General features: G+C 70.4%; 16 protein-coding genes and 1 pseudogene. 12 read left to right on the top strand and 5 right to left on the bottom strand.

Features of this window, described 5'->3' with window-relative positions; all coding sequences use genetic code 11:
- The first annotated feature begins 8 nt into the window (after window positions 1–8).
- Genes AC5Y5V_RS06480 through AC5Y5V_RS06470 form a run of 3 tightly spaced genes read left to right on the top strand, consistent with a single transcriptional unit; the run spans window position 9 to window position 3,221 of the window.
- Window positions 9–989 carry a phosphotriesterase family protein gene (locus tag AC5Y5V_RS06480; RefSeq protein ID WP_499932012.1) on the top strand — a complete coding sequence of 327 codons (981 nt, stop codon included), beginning with the start codon at window positions 9–11 and terminating at the stop codon, window positions 987–989.
- A complete protein-coding gene (locus AC5Y5V_RS06475; RefSeq protein WP_499932010.1) occupies window positions 986–2,440 on the top strand; it encodes an AMP-binding protein in 1,455 nt (484 codons plus the stop codon). Before AC5Y5V_RS06480 ends, AC5Y5V_RS06475 begins: the two co-directional genes overlap by 4 nt.
- Before the next feature lie 37 nt (window positions 2,441–2,477).
- On the top strand, window positions 2,478–3,221 hold the full coding sequence (locus tag AC5Y5V_RS06470; protein ID WP_499932008.1) for a PP2C family protein-serine/threonine phosphatase: 744 nt from the start codon (window positions 2,478–2,480) through the stop codon (window positions 3,219–3,221).
- A gap of 5 nt (window positions 3,222–3,226) precedes the next feature.
- Here AC5Y5V_RS06470 and AC5Y5V_RS06465 read toward each other — a convergent pair whose 3' ends face one another.
- Window positions 3,227–4,336, bottom strand: a complete 1,110-nt coding sequence (locus AC5Y5V_RS06465; RefSeq protein ID WP_499932460.1) for an acyltransferase family protein — start codon at window positions 4,334–4,336, stop codon at window positions 3,227–3,229.
- A gap of 219 nt (window positions 4,337–4,555) precedes the next feature.
- Here AC5Y5V_RS06465 and pgfA point away from each other — a divergent pair, with 219 nt between their 5' ends.
- Window positions 4,556–5,821, top strand: coding sequence for a cell envelope lipid trafficking protein PgfA (gene pgfA / locus AC5Y5V_RS06460; RefSeq protein WP_499932458.1), 1,266 nt, complete (start codon window positions 4,556–4,558; stop codon window positions 5,819–5,821).
- 7 nt (window positions 5,822–5,828) lie between these two features.
- The gene (locus AC5Y5V_RS06455; RefSeq protein ID WP_499932007.1) at window positions 5,829–7,514 is read left to right on the top strand and encodes an MmpA family trehalose lipid delivery protein; all 1,686 of its coding nucleotides are present in this window, start codon (window positions 5,829–5,831) and stop codon (window positions 7,512–7,514) included.
- On the opposite strand, the gene AC5Y5V_RS06450 is transcribed toward AC5Y5V_RS06455, so the two are convergent.
- Window positions 7,511–8,665, bottom strand: coding sequence for a glycosyltransferase family 4 protein (locus tag AC5Y5V_RS06450; RefSeq protein WP_499932005.1), 1,155 nt, complete (start codon window positions 8,663–8,665; stop codon window positions 7,511–7,513). The two genes, AC5Y5V_RS06455 and AC5Y5V_RS06450, sit on opposite strands and share 4 nt — an antisense overlap.
- A 34-nt stretch (window positions 8,666–8,699) precedes the next feature.
- Here AC5Y5V_RS06450 and AC5Y5V_RS06445 point away from each other — a divergent pair, with 34 nt between their 5' ends.
- Together AC5Y5V_RS06445 and AC5Y5V_RS06440 are read left to right on the top strand one after the other, a co-directional pair.
- The gene (locus AC5Y5V_RS06445) at window positions 8,700–9,476 is read left to right on the top strand and encodes a class I SAM-dependent methyltransferase (RefSeq protein ID WP_499932004.1); all 777 of its coding nucleotides are present in this window, start codon (window positions 8,700–8,702) and stop codon (window positions 9,474–9,476) included.
- Between the two features lie 45 nt (window positions 9,477–9,521).
- Complete coding sequence (locus tag AC5Y5V_RS06440; RefSeq protein ID WP_499932002.1) at window positions 9,522–10,991, top strand: aldehyde dehydrogenase; 1,470 nt, start codon at window positions 9,522–9,524, stop codon at window positions 10,989–10,991.
- Window positions 10,992–11,033: 42 nt separating this feature from the next.
- Here the strand turns inward: AC5Y5V_RS06440 and AC5Y5V_RS06435 are convergent, their stop codons facing one another.
- Window positions 11,034–11,813 (bottom strand): crotonase/enoyl-CoA hydratase family protein, encoded by a 780-nt coding sequence (locus AC5Y5V_RS06435; protein ID WP_499932000.1) that lies wholly within the window; start codon window positions 11,811–11,813, stop codon window positions 11,034–11,036.
- A 258-nt stretch (window positions 11,814–12,071) separates the two neighbouring features.
- On the opposite strand from AC5Y5V_RS06435, the gene AC5Y5V_RS06430 reads away from it, so the two are divergent.
- Complete coding sequence (locus AC5Y5V_RS06430; RefSeq protein ID WP_499931998.1) at window positions 12,072–12,671, top strand: TetR/AcrR family transcriptional regulator; 600 nt, start codon at window positions 12,072–12,074, stop codon at window positions 12,669–12,671.
- 95 nt (window positions 12,672–12,766) lie between these two features.
- The gene (locus AC5Y5V_RS06425; protein ID WP_499931996.1) at window positions 12,767–14,194 is read left to right on the top strand and encodes a PE family protein; all 1,428 of its coding nucleotides are present in this window, start codon (window positions 12,767–12,769) and stop codon (window positions 14,192–14,194) included.
- On the opposite strand, the gene AC5Y5V_RS06420 is transcribed toward AC5Y5V_RS06425, so the two are convergent.
- Window positions 14,195–14,491 carry a hypothetical protein gene (locus AC5Y5V_RS06420; protein WP_499931994.1) on the bottom strand — a complete coding sequence of 99 codons (297 nt, stop codon included), beginning with the start codon at window positions 14,489–14,491 and terminating at the stop codon, window positions 14,195–14,197.
- Window positions 14,488–15,981 carry a class I adenylate-forming enzyme family protein gene (locus tag AC5Y5V_RS06415; protein ID WP_499931993.1) on the bottom strand — a complete coding sequence of 498 codons (1,494 nt, stop codon included), beginning with the start codon at window positions 15,979–15,981 and terminating at the stop codon, window positions 14,488–14,490. The genes AC5Y5V_RS06420 and AC5Y5V_RS06415 overlap by 4 nt, the downstream gene beginning before the upstream one ends.
- Window positions 15,982–16,157: 176 nt before the next feature.
- Between AC5Y5V_RS06415 and AC5Y5V_RS06410 the strand changes: the two are divergent.
- The 3 genes and pseudogenes from AC5Y5V_RS06410 to AC5Y5V_RS06400 all read left to right on the top strand — a co-directional run.
- Window positions 16,158–16,295, top strand: a pseudogene (locus AC5Y5V_RS06410) (DivIVA domain-containing protein); the annotation flags it as partial.
- Window positions 16,293–16,733 carry a DivIVA domain-containing protein gene (locus AC5Y5V_RS06405; RefSeq protein ID WP_499932456.1) on the top strand — a complete coding sequence of 147 codons (441 nt, stop codon included), beginning with the start codon at window positions 16,293–16,295 and terminating at the stop codon, window positions 16,731–16,733. The pseudogene AC5Y5V_RS06410 and the gene AC5Y5V_RS06405, both read left to right, overlap by 3 nt.
- Before the next feature lie 53 nt (window positions 16,734–16,786).
- The gene (locus AC5Y5V_RS06400; RefSeq protein WP_499931991.1) at window positions 16,787–18,115 is read left to right on the top strand and encodes an adenylate/guanylate cyclase domain-containing protein; all 1,329 of its coding nucleotides are present in this window, start codon (window positions 16,787–16,789) and stop codon (window positions 18,113–18,115) included.
- Window positions 18,116–18,121 lie beyond the last annotated feature (6 nt).

The following is an 18,121-nucleotide window of genomic DNA, read 5'->3' as shown; positions in this document are numbered from 1 at the left end:
TCAGGCTTGTGTCCGAACTGAATACCGCCCGCGGAACCATCGATACCGCCGACCTCGGCGTCACGCTCATGCACGAGCACGTGTTCATCATGACCACCGAGATAGCGCTGAACTACCCCGAAGCCTGGGGTGACGAGGACAAGCGGGTGGCCGACGCCGTCGCCCGGCTCAACGAGCTGAAGGCCCGCGGCGTCGACACCATCGTCGACCTGACGGTGATCGGGCTGGGCCGATACATCCCGCGGATCGCGCGGGTGGCCGCCGAGACCGGCCTCAATATCGTTGTCGCGACGGGGCTTTACACCTACAACGACGTCCCGTTCTGCTTCCACTACATGGGCCCGGGCGCGCAGTTGGGCGGCCCGGAGGTCATGACCGACATGTTCGTCCGCGACATCGAGCAGGGCATCGCCGACACCGGCATCCGGGCCGGCATCCTCAAGTGCGCCACCGACGAGCCGGGCCTCACCCCGGGCGTCGAGCGGGTGCTGCGCGCCGTCGCCCAGGCGCACAAGCGCACCGGGGTGCCGATCTCGACGCACACCCACGCCGGGCTGCGCCGCGGGCTCGAGCAGCAGCGCATCTTCGAGGAGGAGGGCGTCGACCTGAGCCGGGTGATCATCGGGCACTCCGGCGACAGCACCGACGTCGGCTACCTCGAGGAGCTCATCTCCGCCGGCTCCTACCTGGGGATGGACCGGTTCGGCATCGACGTGATCCTGCCGTTCGAGGAGCGGGTCGACATCGTCGCGAAGATGTGCGAGCGCGGACACGCGGACAAGATGGTGCTCTCCCACGACGCGAACTGCTACTTCGACGCGCTGCCCGAGGAGATGCTCGCGGTGGCGGCGCCCAACTGGCACTACCTGCACATCCACAACGACGTGATCCCCGCGCTGAAGGCGCGCGGCGTCACCGACGAACAGTTGCAGACCATGCTCGTCGACAACCCGCGCAAGATCTTCGAGCGCCAAGGCGCCTATCAGTGACCGCGCCGATCGGCACCCAGATCTCGCAGCTGGCGGCGCAAGCCCCCGACACGCCCGCCGTCAGTTGCGACGGTCGGACCATCACCCGCGCCGAACTGGACTCGTCCACCAACCGCCTGGCGCGCGCGTATGCCGAGCGCGGCGTCGGCGTCGGTGACTACGTGACGATCGTGCTGCCCAACTCGATCGAGTGGATACAGGCCGCGGTGGCGTGCTGGAAGCTCGGCGCGGTGCCGCAGCCGCTGTCGCCGCGGCTGCCGGACGCCGAACTCGAGGGCCTGCTGGAATTGCGCCGGCCGACGCTGCTGGTGGGTCGGGAGCACCCTGGAATACCCTGCATTCCACCCAATTTCGTGCCTGACGGGTTCTCCGATGACCCCCTACCCGAAGCCGTGTCGCCGTGCTGGAAGTCGATGGCCTCCGGCGGAAGCACCGGGCGGCCCAAGCTCATCGAGGCCGGGGGCGACAGCAGGATCCCGCCGGCGATCGGTTATCCGCTGGGCGCGCAGGAGGACGACACCACGTTGGTGCCGGTGCCGCTGACCCACAACACCGGGTTCACGGTCGCGGTCGTCGCCCTGATCATGGGCCAGCATCTGGTGCTGATGAGCCGGTTCGACCCGCACGAGTTCCTGCGGCTCGTCGGCGAATACCGGGTGACATTCCTGGTGACCGTGCCGACGATCATGCAGCGGCTGCTGCCGGTGTATCGCGCAGACCCGGACCGCTATGACCTCTCGTCGATCCGGCGCCTGTGGCATCTGGCCGCGCCGTGCCCGCCCGTCGTCAAGCGCGCGTGGATCGACCTGCTGGGTCCGGAGAAGGTGTGGGAACTCTACGGCGGCACCGAATTACAGGCGCTGACGTTCATCTCCGGCGACCAGTGGCTGACCCACCCCGGCTCGGTCGGCGTGGTGGTCGCCGGCGAGATGAAGGTGCTCGACGACGACGGCAACGAATGCCCACCCGGGGTGGTCGGCGAGATCTACATGCGGCGGAGCCCCGGCAGCGCGCCCACCTACCGGTACATCGGTTCCACCGCGAAAACCCGCGACGGCTGGGATTCGCTGGGCGACCTGGGCTATTTCGACGTCGACGGCTTTTTGTATCTGTCGGACCGCCGCGTGGACATGTTCACCGTCGGCGGCCGCAACGTCTATCCGGCCGAGATCGAAAACGCGCTGTCGGCGCATCCGGAAGTGTTGTCCTGCCTGGTCGTTGGTGTCCCGCATGCGGACCTGGGGCAGGTCCCGTACGCGCTGGTGCACCTGTCGGCCGAGTCCGAGCTGGGCGCCGCGGATGTGCGGGCGTTCGTGGGCGGCCAGCTGGCGGGCTACAAGGTGCCGCCCACCCCCGAGTTCATAGAGTTCGTCGACACGCCGCTGCGCGACGACGCCGGCAAGGCGCGACGCTCGGCCGTGCGCGACGAAATCATCGCGCGCCTGCACTAGGGTTTTTCACCATGACCGGGGAGGGGAGCAAGCGCCGATGCAGGGCATCGACTACGCGGGCCTGAGCGACACGGGCCGGCAACGAACCAGCAACCAGGACCGCTGGGGCGTCAGCCCCGAACAGGGTCTGTTCATCGTCGCCGACGGTGTCGCCTCCAGCAGCCACGGCGACCTGGCCGCCGAAATGGTGGTGGAGCGGCTGCCGTCGTACTTGCAGCGCCACTTCGAGGCCGTCGGCCTGGACGACACGTCGGCTCCCGAACGCTTCGCCGCCGCGATCGCGGAGATCTCCAAGGACCTGCGCAGCAGCGGCGACAACGACCCCGAGATGGCAGGCGCCACCACCACGGTGGTGGCCGCCGTCGTCGTCGGCCTCAAGGCGCTGATCGGCCACCTGGGCGACAGCCGCGGCTACCTGTACCGCGACCAGCAGCTGTATCGGCTGACCCGCGACCACAGCCTGATCCAGGCGCTGATCGACGCGGGCGAGGTGGAACCCGAGGACGCCCGCGGGCACCCGTCGCGCAGCGTGATCACCCGGCATGTGGGCATGGTCCCGCCGGCGCATCCGGACGTCTCCTCGGTCGATCTGGCGCCCCGCGACCGGATGCTGCTGTGCAGCGACGGACTGCACGGCGTCATCGACGACGCGGTGGTGGCGCAGATCCTCGGCACGGCACCCGACCCGCCCGCCGCGTGCGCGGCGCTGGTGGCGTCGGCCAACGACGGCGGCGGGCCCGACAACATCACGGTCATCGTCATCGACGTCGCGGGCCAGTAGCCGGCTCAGGGCGCAATCGCGTCCGCCTCGGCGTCCTGCGGCGCCGGCTGCCGGTCGCGTTTCTCCCAGCGCCGCAACGCCTCCCGGCACGGCGATTCCACCAGCGCATAGCTGACGGCGGCGATCGCGAACCCGAAAATCAGCGTGAGCACCAGCACGGTGGGCATCCGCCCGCTGAACGGGAAGGTGCCGATCACCGGGAAGACCATGTCCAACGCCGCCAGATGCCAGATGAACAGGCCGTAGGACCACCGGCCGAGCGTCACCATCAGGGTGCTGCCCAGCAGTCGGTGCGGCGTGTCAGGCCGGTCCAGCACCAGCGGCGCCACCAGTGCGAACGCCACCACCGCGCCCATCGCCATCTTCGTCGCGAATTGGGGGGCGTTGCCCAGGGCCAGCCCCGCCGGGCCCGCCAGCGGGGAGGACGCCACCAGGAACGCCGCGACCGCGATGGCGGCCATCAGGACCCGCTGTCGGGCCAGCCTGTGCACCCACCCGACGGGGCTGTGCACCCACTCGGCCAGCAGCATGCCCGCGGCGAACCAGGACAGGAACGCCGGCGGCCAGTCCAGCGGGTTATTCAGCGAGGCGGCATTCGGCAGGATGGGGGCCACCCACGCCCACGTCCAGCTGGCCAGCCCCAGCCCCGCGATCGCGGGCACCCGGGCGCCGACCGGGATGCGGCGGGCCAGCAGCGCGAACACCGGCAGCGCCAGGTAGAAGCTGACCTCCACGGCCAGGCTCCACATCTGGGTCAGGCCGCCGGTCAGGGTCAGCGGCACATAGATCTGGGTGAGGGTCAGGTTCGCCAGCCACACCGTCAGGCTGGCGTGGTTCGAATCCGGCAGCAGGGTCAGAATCACGACGACGGCCACCAGATAGGCCGGCATGATGCGGACCACCCTCGACCGCAGGTAGTGGCCGGTCCGCGGGCGCGGCGCGATGTCTCGGGCGGCGGCGGCGTGTCCACGCCACAACAGGAACCCGGACAGGGCGAAAAACACCGCCACGGCCAGGTCGAACCGGCCGAGCAGCCGGCCGTCGAGGCCGCTGGAGTGACCGGTCTGAAAAGCGACGTGCGTCACGACGACGCCCATGGCCGCGCAGGCACGCATCCCCTCCACGGCGGGCAGGAAGCTGCGGGCCCCGCCGACGGGCTGCAGATTGGTCACGATCACAGTCTGCCCGTGCGGCGGCCCACGACAATCGGGTACACCCGAATACGTAGTGCGGTGGCGATGGGTTCGCAAGCGAACGACCTGCATTCTGCTGTTAGGGTCAAACGGGTTTGCCCCTGGACCCAAGGAGGTCACGACAACGTGGTTCGAGCAGTCATGTTGCGGCTCGCCGCATGCGGGATCGTCGGTCTCGGCGCCGCGCTGCTGATCGCTGCTCTGCTGCTGTCGACCTACACGAGCAGCCGGATCACCAAGATCCCGCTGAGCTTCGACGCCACGCTGGTCAGCAACGGCACCGGGACGGCGGTCAATTCGGACTCGCTGTCCACCGACCACGTCGTGGTCAACCAGAACGTGCCGCTGGTGTCCCAGCAGCAGATCACCGTCGAGAACCACTCCAACGCCGACGTGGTGACGCTGCAGGTCGGCACCTCGGTGCGGCGGACCGACAAGCAGAAGGACAGCGGGCTGCTGCTGGCGATGGTCGACGTGGTCACCCTCAACCGCAAGACCGCGATGGCCGTTTCGGACGACAACCACACGGGCGGCTCCGTCCAGCGCCCGCGCGCCTTCAACGACGACAGCCCGCCGACCTCGGAACCGGTGCGGCACACCGGGCTGGCCTACCGCTTCCCGTTCCACACCGAGAAGAAGACCTACCAGTACTTCGACCCGATCGCGCGGAAGGCCTTCGACGCCAACTTCGACCGCCAGGAAGACGTCAACGGCCTGACCACCTACAGGTTCACGCAATACGTCGGTTACAACTCCGAGGGCAAGCTCGTGGCGCCCGTCGAGTACCCGTCGCTGCTCAGCAAGAATGAAGACGGCCGGATCACCACGTCCGCGAAGATGTGGGGCGTGCCCGGCGAGCCGGACGAGCAGATCACCATGACCCGCTACTACGCCGCGCAGCGGACCTTCTGGGTGGACCCGGTGACCGGCACCATCGTCAAGCAGACCGAGCACGCCAACCACTACTACGCCCGCGACAGGCTGAAGCCGGAACTCACGCTGGCCGACTACCGGGTCACTTCGACCGACGACACCATCGAATCGCAGGTCAACGCGGCGCGCGACGAGCGCGACCGGCTGGCGTTGTGGTCGCGGGTGCTGCCGATCACGTTCACCGCGATAGGCCTGATCGCGATGATCGGCGGCGGGGTGCTGGCCTCGTTCAGCCTGCGCAGCGAGAGCGTGCTCAACGACCCGGGGCTGGACCGGCGCGAATACGACTACTACGGCGGCGGGTTGGACGAACCGGTGCCCGGCGCCGAGGCCGAGACCGAGAAATTACCCACCCAACGCCCGGACCTGCATCCGGATCCGCCACCGTCTCCCCCACCGTCGTCGGGTTCGTCAAGCGAGCCGCCCGATAAGGGATCACCGCCCGGCCCCGCCGACCCGACGGTGCAGGCCTAGACCGACTGTGCGGCGGTACTGGTCCCGGCCGGTCTACGCGCTGCTCCTTGCCCTGCTGGTGGTCGGGCCGCTGCTGCGGCCCGGCTATCTGCTACTGCGCGACGCGGTGTCCACCCCGCGGTCGTATCTGTCCGACACCGCCCTCGGGTTGACGGCCGCCCCGCGGGCGACGCCGCAGGACTTCGCCGTGGCGCTGGCCTCGCACGTCGTCGACGGCGGCGTCGTGGTGAAGACGCTGCTGGTCCTGGGCGTGTGGCTGGCGGGCTGGGGCGCCGCCCGGCTGGTCGCGGTGACGCTGCCCGAGGCCGGCGCCAGCGGTCAGTTCGTCGCGATCACGCTGGCGATCTGGAACCCTTACGTCGCCGAACGGCTGCTGCAGGGGCACTGGAGCCTGCTGCTCGGCTACGGCTGCCTGCCGTGGATCGCGGCGGCGATGCTGACGATGCGGACGGCGACCGGGTGGTCCGGGCTGTTCGGGCTGGCGTTCTGGATCGCGCTCGCCGGGCTGACCCCGACCGGCCTGATGCTCGCCGCGACGGTGGCACTGGTCTGCGCGCCGCGCTGGCTGTGTGCGGCGGCGGCGCTGGGGGCCGCCACGGTGTCGGCGCTGCCGTGGCTCACGGCGGCGGCGCTGGGCTCGTCGCTGACCGCGCACACGCCCGCGAACGCGCCCGGGGTGTACGCCTTCGCGCCCCGCGCCGAGCCTGGGCTGGGCACGCTGGGCAGCCTGGCCAGCCTTGGCGGAATCTGGAACGGCGAGGCCGTGCCCAGTTCGCGGACCACACTGCTGGCCATCTCGTCGGCCGTGGTGCTGCTGGGCGTCGTGGCCGCCGGGCTGCCCGCCGTCGTGCGCCGCCCGGGCGCGGTTCCGCTGCTGGCGCTGGCCGCGGCGTCGGTGCTCGTGTTCGCGGCGCTGGCGACGGGGCCGGGCCAGCACGCGCTGCGCGCCGTCATCGACGCCGTCCCGGGCTTCGGCGTGCTGCGCGACGGGCAGAAATGGGTGGCGCTGGCCATGCCGGGGTACGCGGTGGCCGGCGCGGGGGCGGTGGTGACGCTGCGGCGGCTGTGCCCGCCCCCGGTGACGGCGCTGGTCTGCTGCGTCGCCCTGATCCTGGCGATGCCGGACCTGGCCTGGGGCGCGTCGGGCAAGGTGCAGTCGGTGCGCTACCCGCCGGGGTGGACGACGGTGGCCGAGACGATCAACGCCCGCCCCGGCCCGGTGGCGGTGCTGCCCGCCGGCACCATGCGGCTGTTCTTCTGGGCCGGCCCGGCCCCGGTGCTCGATCCGCTGCCCCGCTGGGTGCGCGCCGACGTGCTGGCCACCGGTGACCTGGCGATCTCCGGGATGACCGTGCCCGGGGAGGGTGCGCATGCCCGCGAGGTGCAGGAGTTGCTGCTGACGGGCCGGGAGCCGTCCAGCCTGGCGTCGGCCGGGGTGGCGTGGCTGGTCGTCGAGGCGGACACCGCAGGCGACCTGGGTGACGCCGCCCGCACGCTGGGCGCGCTGACGCCGACCTACCGCAACGAGCAGTTCGCGCTGTACTGGATCGGCGGCCACGCCGACGGGGTGCCGGCCGACCGCCGACTGGCGACGCTCGCCGCGCATTGGGCCTGGCTGGCGCTGCTCTTGGCGGGCGGGGCCGGCGCGGTGGTTACCGGTTGGCGGCGCCGACCTGCGGCCAATGTGTCTTAGACCACGCCGTTGACGAACTCGCCGGACCGCACCGCGTCCAGCACCCCACGCACCGCCTCGGCGCTCTGCTGCCAGGAGAACTCGACGCTGCGGGCCTGCGCCTTGGCGCCCAGCTGATCGCGCAGTACCCGGTCGGACACCAGCTGCTCGAGCCGGTCCACCAGCTGCGCGCGGTCGTCGACCAGGATCCCGGTTACGCCGTCGACGATCGAGTCGGACAGCCCGCCCGAGCTGCGGTAGCCGATGGTGGGCACCCGGTGCTGGGCCGCCTCCACGACCGCCAGCCCCCAGCCCTCCTTGCGCGACGGCAGCACGTGCACCCACGCGCTCTGCAACACGTGGTGCTTTGTCACGTCGTCGACGTGGCCGTGGAACGTCACCGCGCCGGCGATGCCGAGCCGCTGCACGTGGTCGACGAGGCGCTCCCGCCACCACCCGTCGCCGACGATGTCCAGGTGCAGCGCCGGTATGCGCGGAAGCAGCTCCGCGACGGCCTCCAGCGCGTCCTCGATCTGCTTGTGCGGCACCAGGCGAGACAGCACCACCACCCGTGGCGCGGCGGCCCGCGGGCCGGACAGCGTCTGCGCCGGCGCCTCGTCGAGTCCGTTGCGCACCACCGCGATCCGGTCGGAAGCGACCCCGAGCGCGACCAGATCGCGCGCCGACGGCAGCGAGACGGTCAGGTACTGGTTGTGCCGGTGCAGCCGCGGCGACAGCGTCGACTCGACAAACCAGCCGACCCTGGCGATCACCGGGCCCGCCACCGGCCACTGCTCGCGGTGGCAGTGGTGCACCAGCACCAACACCCGTCGGCCGTAGACCAGCCGGGCCAGGAAGGGCAGGCCGTTCTGGGTGTCGACCACGACGTCGGGCCGTACCCGCCGCAGCGGACCCAACCCGATTCGACCCAGGGCCATCGCCAGCAACGCCCACACGTACACCGAGTAGCGCCCGCCGGCGCGGCTGATCCGCACGCCGTCGACGACCTCGCGCCGCGGCGCCCCCGGATAGCGCGCGGTGCGCAGCGTGACCCGGACCCCGGATGCGGCCAACTGGGCGCCGACGCGCTGTAGGTACGTCTCGCTGCCGCCGCCCTGCGGGTGCCCGGTATCGCGCCAGCACAGCAGCAGGACGGAGCGCAGGTCAGACATCACTACGCAGCCTAGCCGCCGTAGGGTTTACCCGGTGGCCGTCACCGACCTGTTCGCCCGGCGGGCGACGCTGCGCCGCTCGGTGCGACTGCTCTCCGAGTTCCGCTACGAACAGCCGGACCCGGCCCGGTTCTACGGCGCGCTGGCGGCCGACACCGCGGCGATGGTCGGCGATCTGTGGCGGGGCCTGCACGGCGAACCCCCCGCGGGCCGCACGCTGCTCGACGTCGGCGGCGGGCCCGGCTACTTCGCGAGCGCCTTCGCCGACGCGGGCGTGCGCTACGTCGGCGTCGAACCCGATCCGAACGAGATGCACGCGGCCGGGCCGGCCCTCGCGCGGCAGCCCGGCGCGTTCGTGCGGGCATCGGGCATGGCGCTGCCGTTCGCCGACGACTCGGTGGACATCTGCCTGTCGTCCAACGTCGCCGAGCACGTGCCGCGACCGTGGCAGCTGGGCGCCGAGATGCTGCGGGTGACCCGGCCGGGCGGCCTGGCCGTGCTGTCCTACACCGTGTGGCTGGGACCGTTCGGCGGGCACGAGATGGGGCTGAGCCACTACCTCGGCGGCGAGCGCGCCGCCGCGCGGTATGCCCGCAAACACGGCCGTCCGGCGAAAAACAACTACGGATCGTCGTTGTTCGCCGTGTCCGCGGCGGACGGTCTGAACTGGGCCGCGAGCACGGGTGCTGCCGCCACTGTATTGGCCGCATTTCCTCGCTACCACCCGCGCTGGGCGTGGTGGCTGACCTCCGTACCGGGGTTGCGCGAGTTCCTGGTGAGCAATCTCGTGCTGGTGCTCGCACCCCGATAATGGAACATGTTCTAATCTCGCGTCCGCTTGGGTAGGGTGGCGGCCATGAGCGACGTCACAACGGAGTACGACAAACTTTTCATCGGCGGCAAGTGGACCGAGCCGTCGACCGACGAGGTCATCGAGGTGCACTGCCCGGCCACCGGCGAGTACGTCGGGAAGGTGCCGCTGGCGGCGCCGGCCGACGTGGACGCGGCGGTGGCCGCAGCCCGCGCGGCGTTCGACAGCGGGCCCTGGCCCTCCACGCCCCCCAAAGAGCGCGCCGCGGTCATCTCCGCGGCGGTGAAGCTGCTCGAGGAGCGCAAGGACCTGTTCACCAAGCTGCTGGGCCAGGAGACCGGCCAGCCGCCGATGGGCATCGAGACCATGCACTGGATGAGCTCGTTGGGGGCGCTGAACTTCTTCGCCGGACCCGCCGTGGACCAGGTCAAGTGGCGCGAGATCCGCATCGGCGCCTACGGCGAGACGATCGTCCACCGCGAGCCGATCGGTGTCGTCGGCGCGATCGTGGCCTGGAATGTGCCGCTGTTCCTGGCGGTCAACAAGCTCGGCCCCGCGCTGCTGGCCGGCTGCACCCTGGTCCTGAAGCCGGCCGCCGAGACGCCCCTGACCGCGAACGCGCTGGCGGAGGTGTTCGCCGAGGCCGGCCTGCCCGAGGGAGTGCTCTCGGTGGTGCCCGGCGGCATCGAGACCGGCCAGGCCCTGACGTCCAACCGGGACATCGACCTGTTCACGTTCACCGGCAGCTCGGCCGTCGGCAAGGAGATCGGCCAGCGTGCGGCGGACCTGCTCAAGCCCTGCACCTTGGAGCTCGGCGGGAAGTCGGCGGCCATCCTCCTCGAGGACGTCGACCTGGCTTCCGCGATCCCGATGCTGGTGTTCTCCGGGATCATGAACACCGGGCAGGCCTGTGTGGCGCAGACCCGCATCCTGGCGCCCCGCTCCCGGTACGACGAAATCGTGGACGCGGTAAGCAATTTCGTGCAGGCGCTACCGATCGGCACCCCGACCGACGCGGGCGCCCAGATCGGTTCGCTGATCTCGGAGAAGCAGCGGTCCCGGGTCGAGGGCTACATCGCCAAGGGCATCGAGGAGGGCGCGCGGCTGGTGTGTGGCGGCGGCCGTCCCGAGGGTCTGGATGGCGGCTTCTTCGTGCAGCCCACGGTGTTCGCCGACGTCGACAACAAGATGACGATCGCCCAGGAAGAGATCTTCGGGCCGGTGCTGAGCATCATTCCCTACGACACCGAGGACGACGCGATCAAGATCGCCAACGACTCGGTGTACGGGCTGGCCGGCAGCGTGTGGACCACTGACATCCCGCGCGGCATCGAGATCTCGGAGAAGATCCGCACCGGGACCTACGGCATCAACTGGTACGCCTTCGATCCCAGCTGCCCGTTCGGCGGTTTCAAGAACTCCGGCGTCGGCCGGGAGAACGGGCCGGAGGGCGTCGAGCACTTCACCCAGCAGAAGAGCGTGCTGATGCCGATGGGCTACACCAGCCAGAGTTAGCGGCCGGGCCGAGCGTGCGGCCGGACGCACACCGGCGACCGGTCAGCGGCCGGTGAAGCGCGCCTGCCGTCGTTCGATGAAGGATTGCACGCCCTCGGCGGCGTCGGCGCTGGCGAACAGCGCGCTCACCGCGGGCACCAGGCCCTCGATCGCGGCGGCCTCACCCTGCGTGCGAGCCGTATGCGCCGAGGCGAGCGTGGCCCGCACGCCCAGCGGCGCGGCCCGATCCGCGATGGTGTGCGCGATCTCGCGCGCCCGCGCCAAGGCGGCGGCGGCGTCGTCGGCAACCTCCTGAACGAGGCCGATGCGGTGCGCCTCGGCGGCGTCGAACTCGTCGCCGGTAAGCAGCCAGCGCATGGCGTTGCCCCAGCCGGCCTCCCTGGGCAGGCGGATGGTCGCGCCGCCGAACGGGTAGATCCCGCGCTGCACTTCCAGCTGCGTGAACCGGGTTCCCGTGGCCGCGATGCGGATGTCGGCCGCCAGCAGCAACTCGATGCCCAGCGTCATGCACCACCCGTGTGCGACCGCCACCAGGGGCGTCGTCCACGAACCGTCCAGCCGCCAGGGGTCGCGGCCGTCCTCCGGAACGGGCCGCTCGCCGGCAGCGATGGCCGGGCCGACGTCGACCAGGTCCAGCCCCGCGGTGAAGTGGTCGCCGTGGGCGAACAGCACGCCGGCGCGCACCGTGTCGTCGGATTCCAGCACCGCGTAGGCGCGGGCCAGGTCGGCCAGCATCGCCCGGTCGAAGGAATTGCGTTTGTGGGCCCGGTTCAGGCCGATCAGCAGGACGTGTCCGTCCCGCTCGAGGGTCACGGTCTCCATCGACAAAGTGAACCTCAGCGCTATCGATTATGCAATAGCACATAATCTGGGCAGACATTTGTCCGTCACTTGTCTAATGAGCCAGGGTTTTATATGCTCCTGTGCATAGTCACCCCTGCCGGGAGTAATCATGTGGATCCTCGAACTCAACGTTGCCGGCTATCACTTCACGCGTGAGATGCCGGACCTGCGGCGCCGGCCTTTCCGGTTAACCCCGCGCAGCCTGCACTGGCCCGTCCACCGGGAGTCGCACGCCGCATGACCCCGGCTACCACCGTCAAGCGCGACACCCGGACAAAGATGCTGGTCAGCGCCGCCGAGGTGATGCGTGAGCGCGGCGCGGCCGGTCTCACCATCGATGAGGTGCTGGCCCGCAGCGGCGCGCCGCGGGGTTCGGTGTACTACCACTTCCCCGACGGGCGCAACCAGATTCTGGCCGAGGCCCTGCGGTACTCCGGCGACCACATCACCGCCATCATCGACGCCGCCGTCCAACGCGGCGCCAAGGTCCTGCTGCGCGAGTACGTCAAGTTCTGGGAACGCCTGCTGACCGACGGCGACTTCAACGCCGGCTGCCCGGTGGTCGCGGCCGCGATCGGCTGCGGCGCCGACGACCAGCCCGAGCTGGTCGCCGAGGCCGGCGTCATCCTGGGCCGCTGGTGTTCCGCGATGACGCGGGCGTTCGTGGCCGAGGGCTTCAGCGACGCGGACGCGGCCTCACTCGCGGTGATGTCGATCTCCGCGATGGAGGGCGCAATCGTCCTGTGCCGCTCGACACGCAGCGTCACGCCACTGCACCAGGTCGGCGAGCAGCTCGAATTCCTGATCAAGGCAAGGGAATTCGTCGCCCGGCGCTGACCCGCGGTAGCCGCAGCGCGCGTTGGCCGAAAACGCCGCATGCCGATCGCAAGCGGCATACGTTGTGCTCATTCCCATCGAGTGGGAGGTGCGCAATGTCGTATGTGACCGTGGTGCCGGACATGATGTCGGCGGCGGTGAGCGAGTTGTCCAACATCGGCTCGGCGATCAGCGAGGCCAATGCGGCCGCGGCCGACCCGACCAGCGTGGTGCTGGCGGCCGGCGCCGACGAGGTGTCGGCGGCCGTCGCGGCGCTGTTCGGCGCGCACGGCGAGCGGTACCAGGCGCTCAGCGCCCGGGCCGCGGCGTTTCATCAGCAGTTCGTCGACGCCCTGAGCGGCGGTGTCGGCGCCTATGCGAGCACCGAGGCGGCCAATGCGACACCGCTGCAGGCCCTGCTCAACCTGATCAACGCCCCCACCGAACTGCTGCTGAACCGTCCGCTGATCGGCAATGGCACCGACGGACTGCCGGGGTCCGGCGAGAGCGGCACCGACGGCGGCATCCTGTGGGGCAACGGCGGCAACGGCGCGTCCGGCACGCCAGCGACCTCCGGCTTCCCCGGGAGCGCCGGCGGCAAGGGCGGCAACGCCGGACTGGTCGGTAACGGCGGCGCCGGCGGAGCCGGCGGGCCGGCCGTCTACCCCCAGTCCGCCGGGCCCGGCGGCGCAGGCGGCAACGGCGGCCTGCTGTGGGGCAACGGGGGCACCGGCGGGGTCGGCGGGTATTCGCAGTCCGGCACGTCGGGCGGCTCCGGCGGCCGTGGCGGTGACGCCGTCGGCCTGTTCGGCAGCGGCGGGACCGGTGGGGACGGCGGCTCCGGCGTCGTCGGTGACCTGCAGACGGCCTACGCCGGCGCCGGCGGGCAGGGCGGCCACGGCGGCTGGCTGCACGGCGACGGCGGCAGCGGCGGCAACGCGGGAGTCGCCACGCACGGCAACGTCGGCGGCCACGGCGGCGCAGGGGGCCTGCTTGGCGGGGACGGCGGCGACGGCGGCAACGGATCGGGCGGCAAGGCCGGCGGCAACGGCGGGGCCGCGGGCTTCGTCGGCGATGGCGGCGGCGGCGGAACGGGCGGCGCCGCCGACAATACGACCGCGTTCCAAGCCGGCGGCGCCGGCGGCATCGGAGGCACCGGCGGCGCGCTGCGCGGCGACGGCGGCCACGGCGGCATGGGCGGGCAGTCCGCATACTCCGCGGGCGGCACGGGCGGCGCGGGCGGCAACGCAGTCGGGCTCTTCGGCAGCGGCGGCGACGGCGGGGGCGGCGGTCAGGCCGTCGGCCAGGGCGGGGTGGGCGGCCGCGGCGGCAACGCCGGCGTGATCGGCGGCGGCGGCCGGGGCGGCGACGCCGGTTTGGGTGTCAATCTGTTCACCGGATCGGTGGGCGGCGACGGTGGCCGCGCGCTGCTGATCGGCAACGGCGGCGACGGCGGCACCGGCTACCACGAGCCCGGCGGAGCCGGCGGCAGCGCCGGAATCCTGCTGGGTGTGCCCGGGCGGGACGGGCGGGAAGGGCCCTGACTAGTCGCTGGCGGGCAGCGGCTTGACCTCTTTGAGCTGCAGCGCGGTTTCGCCGATGCTCAGGCTGCCGGCGCCGGGCTTGGTCACCAGCACCTCGGCGCCGGTTTCGTCGACGTAGCGCTTGCCCATGATGGTGCCGCCGGCGAACGCCGGGTCCAGCTCGCCGGACCGCTCGCCGCCGATATCCACCATCGCGACGCCGCCGCAGCGCAGGTCGTCGAGGCTGTCCGAGCTTCGCACGACGATCACCTGGGTGTCACACACCTGGCTGGCGAGCCGGGTTCCGTTCTTGATCATGATTGTGTCCCTACTAGATTCTCGATGATCTCCCGCCGAAGCACCTTGCCGGTGGCGGTGGTGGGCAACTCGTCGCGGAAAACCACCCTGTCGGGGGTGCGTGATCCGCGCAAGGTCTTGCGGACGTATTCGCGCAGTTGTTCGGGGTCCGGGTCGGTGCCGTCGGCGGGCACCACCACCGCGACGATCGCCTGACCCCACTGCGCATCCTCGACCCCGACGACGGCGACGTCGCGCACGTCGGGGTGCTCGATCAGCACCTCTTCCAACTCCGCCGGCGCGATGTTCTCGCCGCCGCGGATGATGGTGTCGTCGCTGCGTCCGCCGATGAACAGGTAGCCGTCGGCGTCCAGCAGGGCGACGTCCTTCGTCGGGAACCAGCCGTTCTCGTCGAGCACCGAGCCAATCCCGGTGTAGCGGCCGGACACCTGCTCCCCGCGCACGAACAGCTCGCCGGTCTCGTCCGGCCCGAGCACGGTGCCGTCCTCGCCGCGGATCTGCAGCTCGATGCCGGGCACCGGCTGGCCGACGGACGCGAGGCGCCTCGCCTCTTTTTCTCGGCCGGCTTCGGCCGCCTCCTGCGCGGCGCGGTGGTCGTCGGGGGTGAGCACCGCGATGGTCGAGCTCGTCTCGGTCAGGCCGTAGGCGTTGACGAAGCCCACGTGCGGCAGCAGCTCCAGCGCCCTTCGGACCAGCGGCAGTCCCACCTTCGAGCCGCCGTAGGCCAGGTTGCGCAGCGACGGCAACTCGTGTCCCCCGGCCTGCAGCGCGGTGACGATGCGGTCCAGCATCGTGGGGACGACGGTCGCCGTCGTGACACGCTCGGCGTTGACCAGCGCCACCCACTCCTGCGCGTCGAAGTTGGGCAGGTAGACCATCTTTCGGCCGGCGTACAGGTTCGTCAGCGCGGCGCCGACGCCAGCGATGTGGTATGGCGGCACGCAGATCAGCGCGGCGTCCTGGTGGTCCGCGGATTCGAATTCGACGGTGCCGGTGACGTAGCTGGTCAGGTTGTTGTGGGTGAGCTCGACGGCCTTGGGCGCCGACGTGGTGCCCGAGGTGAACAGCACGATCGCCACCGATTCCGGGTCGGCGAACTCGACGGCCGGCTCGGCGGTCCGGGCGGCGGCCAGGAAGTCGTCGGAGCGCAGCGCTTTCCCACCGACCGCGTCCAGATACCGGTCGTCGGCGATCACCAGCGGTTCGGGCAGCCGGTCGGTCAGCGCCCGGATGCCGTCGGCGGACAGGCGGTAGTTGATCGGGGTGAACGGCAAGCCGGCGCGTGCCGCGGCGAAGATCAGCGCCGGCAGCATCGCCCCGCCGGTGCCGACGTAGGCGACGTGGCGGGCGCCCGAGCCCGCGATGACGCCCGCGCCGCCGTCGGCGAGGTCGCTGAGCTGCTGCGTCGTCAACCGCAGGTCGCCGGACACGACGGCCGTGCGATCGGGGTTGCCCGACGCCGCCATCTCGAGCAGCAACGAAATGCTCAAGTTCCAAATCCTTCGGGAGCCCGACCTTTACAAATCTCGCCGCCAGTGTAACCCACGAATGCGCGACGCCCGGCGCGAGACGGTGCATCGGCATTCTATGCACCTCCTGTCGCAAGAATTTCGCAACTGCCCGGCCGTAGCGTCGGCCAGCACAGCAGCAGCGAAAGGAATGCGCCATGGACCTGACCTCACCGGGCGGTCGCCTCACTCCCGCGATGGTCCACAACGTGGCATTCTCCAAGCCCCCCTTCGGAATTCGCGGCTACAACGAAGACCAGGTCGACGCCTTTCTCGACCGCGTCGAGGCGGCGCTGCAGAACCCCACGGGCAGCACCCTCACGGCCGAGCAGGTTCGCACCACGACCTTCTCTCCACCGCCGGCCGGATTTCGCGGCTACCACCCGGCCGAGGTCGACGCGTTCCTGCGACTCGTCGCGCAGCAACTGGGAGGCGGCCTGGGTGCATATGCGCTGTCCCCGCAGGCCCCGTTTCCGCCGATTCCTTCCGCGCGGTTCGGCGTGGGTGGCTGGATCGCCGGCGTCCTGCGCAACATCTTCGGAAGCTACTGGCTTTGGTATGTGATCGGCCTGGCGCTTCTCACCGGAGGTGGTGCCGGACTGCGGGTTATCGGTCGCTTCATCCCTTTGGACGAGCCCGCGCCATCCTGGATGGGCCTAGTGGTCCTGGCCCTGCCCGTGGTGGGGATGGCCGTCTACGTTGTGTCGCGGCTGGGTTCGCGCTACCGGCGTTGATCGACTGGCGTTGATCGACGAAGTTCGGCGGGGGCCCGGCTTACACTTCCGCAATGTTCTCGGAGACGCGCTACGCGCTGAACGGCGACTTGGGTGTCGCCTATAGGGCGTCGCCGAAGGGTGAACGCGACATCGTATTCGTCCCGAATTGGTTCACATGCTGCGAACACCTGCCGGAGCTGCCACCGCTTCAGGGATGGGTGGAGGCGATGACATCGCTCGGTCGAGTGATCTTCTTCGACCAGCCGGGCAGTGGAGCGTCCGACCCTGTCGTCCCGGGTGCGCTGCCAACCTTGGAGCAATGGGCCGACAGCATCACTGCCGTGCTCGACGACCTCGATAGCCCGGAAGCTGTGCTCCTCACCGGTCCCGGCGCGTTCGCGCCGGGTGCGTTGTTCGCTGCTACATACCCGGCTCGCACCACCGCGCTCGTGGTGCTTGAGGGTTACGCCAATCCGATTGCTGAACGCACTGACGGCGTCGATCCCGACGAAGTGCGCGCTGCCCTGGCGGCTCTGTGGGGAACGGGCGAATACTGGCTTTCGATCAATCCCGACATGCCGTGGAACGAGGAGATCAGCGCCGCGATTGCGCGCCATGACCGGCTCGCCGCGAGCCCACGAACTTACGCCCTCTTGATGCCTTTATTGACCGAGGTGGACGTGCGGGCAGTGCTCCCGACCATCCGCGTATCAACTCTCGTGCTCCAGCACGCAGACGACCTGATGATCCCGCCGGCCTGGGGCAAGTACGTCGCCGATCACATACCGAACGCGAAATACGTTGAACTGCCAGGGCGCAACCTGTACCACTTCGTGGAGCCGTGGCGGGATTCGTTCCAGGAGATTGCCGAGTTCCTCACCGGCGAGCAGGCCGAGGTGCCGGATGACCGGGTGTTGGCGACGGTGCTGTTCACCGACATCGTCGATTCGACGCGGCGAGCTGTGGAGATGGGTGATCGGAATTGGCATGCGCTGCTCGACGCGCACGACGCCATCGTGCGGGCCCAGCTCGCGCGGTTTCGCGGCCGTGAGGTGAATACGCTGGGCGACGGCTTCCTGGCGATGTTCGACGGCCCGCAGCGCGCGATCCGCTGCGCGGTGGCGATCCGCGACGCGGTAGCCGCGCTGGGCATCGAGGTGCGCGCGGGATTGCACACCGGCGAGTGCGAGGTTCGCGGTGACGACATCGGCGGTATCGGCGTGCACATCGGCGCGCGGGTGAGCGCCCTCGCTCAGGCCGGGGAGGTGCTGGTGTCCAGCACACTGCGCGACCTAGTCATCGGCTCGGGAATCGCCTTCGACGGGCGCGGCGCGCACCAACTCAAGGGCGTGCCCGGTGAATGGCGGCTGTTCGCCGTCGCGTCTGCCCAACCCCGCTAGAACGGT

The sequence above is a fragment of the Mycobacterium sp. NGS68 genome, from assembly GCF_059812195.1.
The sequence above is the reverse complement of the archived record's forward strand: the minus strand, read 5'-3'. Positions and strand labels throughout refer to the sequence as shown.

Coding starts and splice junctions, on each gene's coding strand:
- AC5Y5V_RS06470 (WP_499932008.1), top strand. CDS start 2,478: ATGCAGGGCATCGACTACGCGGGCCTGAGCGACACGGGCCGGCAACGA.
- AC5Y5V_RS06465 (WP_499932460.1), bottom strand. CDS start 4,336: ATGCGTGCCTGCGCGGCCATGGGCGTCGTCGTGACGCACGTCGCTTTT.
- pgfA (WP_499932458.1), top strand. CDS start 4,556: ATGTTGCGGCTCGCCGCATGCGGGATCGTCGGTCTCGGCGCCGCGCTG.
- AC5Y5V_RS06450 (WP_499932005.1), bottom strand. CDS start 8,665: ATGTCTGACCTGCGCTCCGTCCTGCTGCTGTGCTGGCGCGATACCGGG.
- AC5Y5V_RS06440 (WP_499932002.1), top strand. CDS start 9,522: ATGAGCGACGTCACAACGGAGTACGACAAACTTTTCATCGGCGGCAAG.
- AC5Y5V_RS06435 (WP_499932000.1), bottom strand. CDS start 11,813: ATGGAGACCGTGACCCTCGAGCGGGACGGACACGTCCTGCTGATCGGC.
- AC5Y5V_RS06430 (WP_499931998.1), top strand. CDS start 12,072: ATGACCCCGGCTACCACCGTCAAGCGCGACACCCGGACAAAGATGCTG.
- AC5Y5V_RS06425 (WP_499931996.1), top strand. CDS start 12,767: ATGTCGTATGTGACCGTGGTGCCGGACATGATGTCGGCGGCGGTGAGC.
- AC5Y5V_RS06420 (WP_499931994.1), bottom strand. CDS start 14,491: ATGATCAAGAACGGAACCCGGCTCGCCAGCCAGGTGTGTGACACCCAG.
- AC5Y5V_RS06400 (WP_499931991.1), top strand. CDS start 16,787: ATGTTCTCGGAGACGCGCTACGCGCTGAACGGCGACTTGGGTGTCGCC.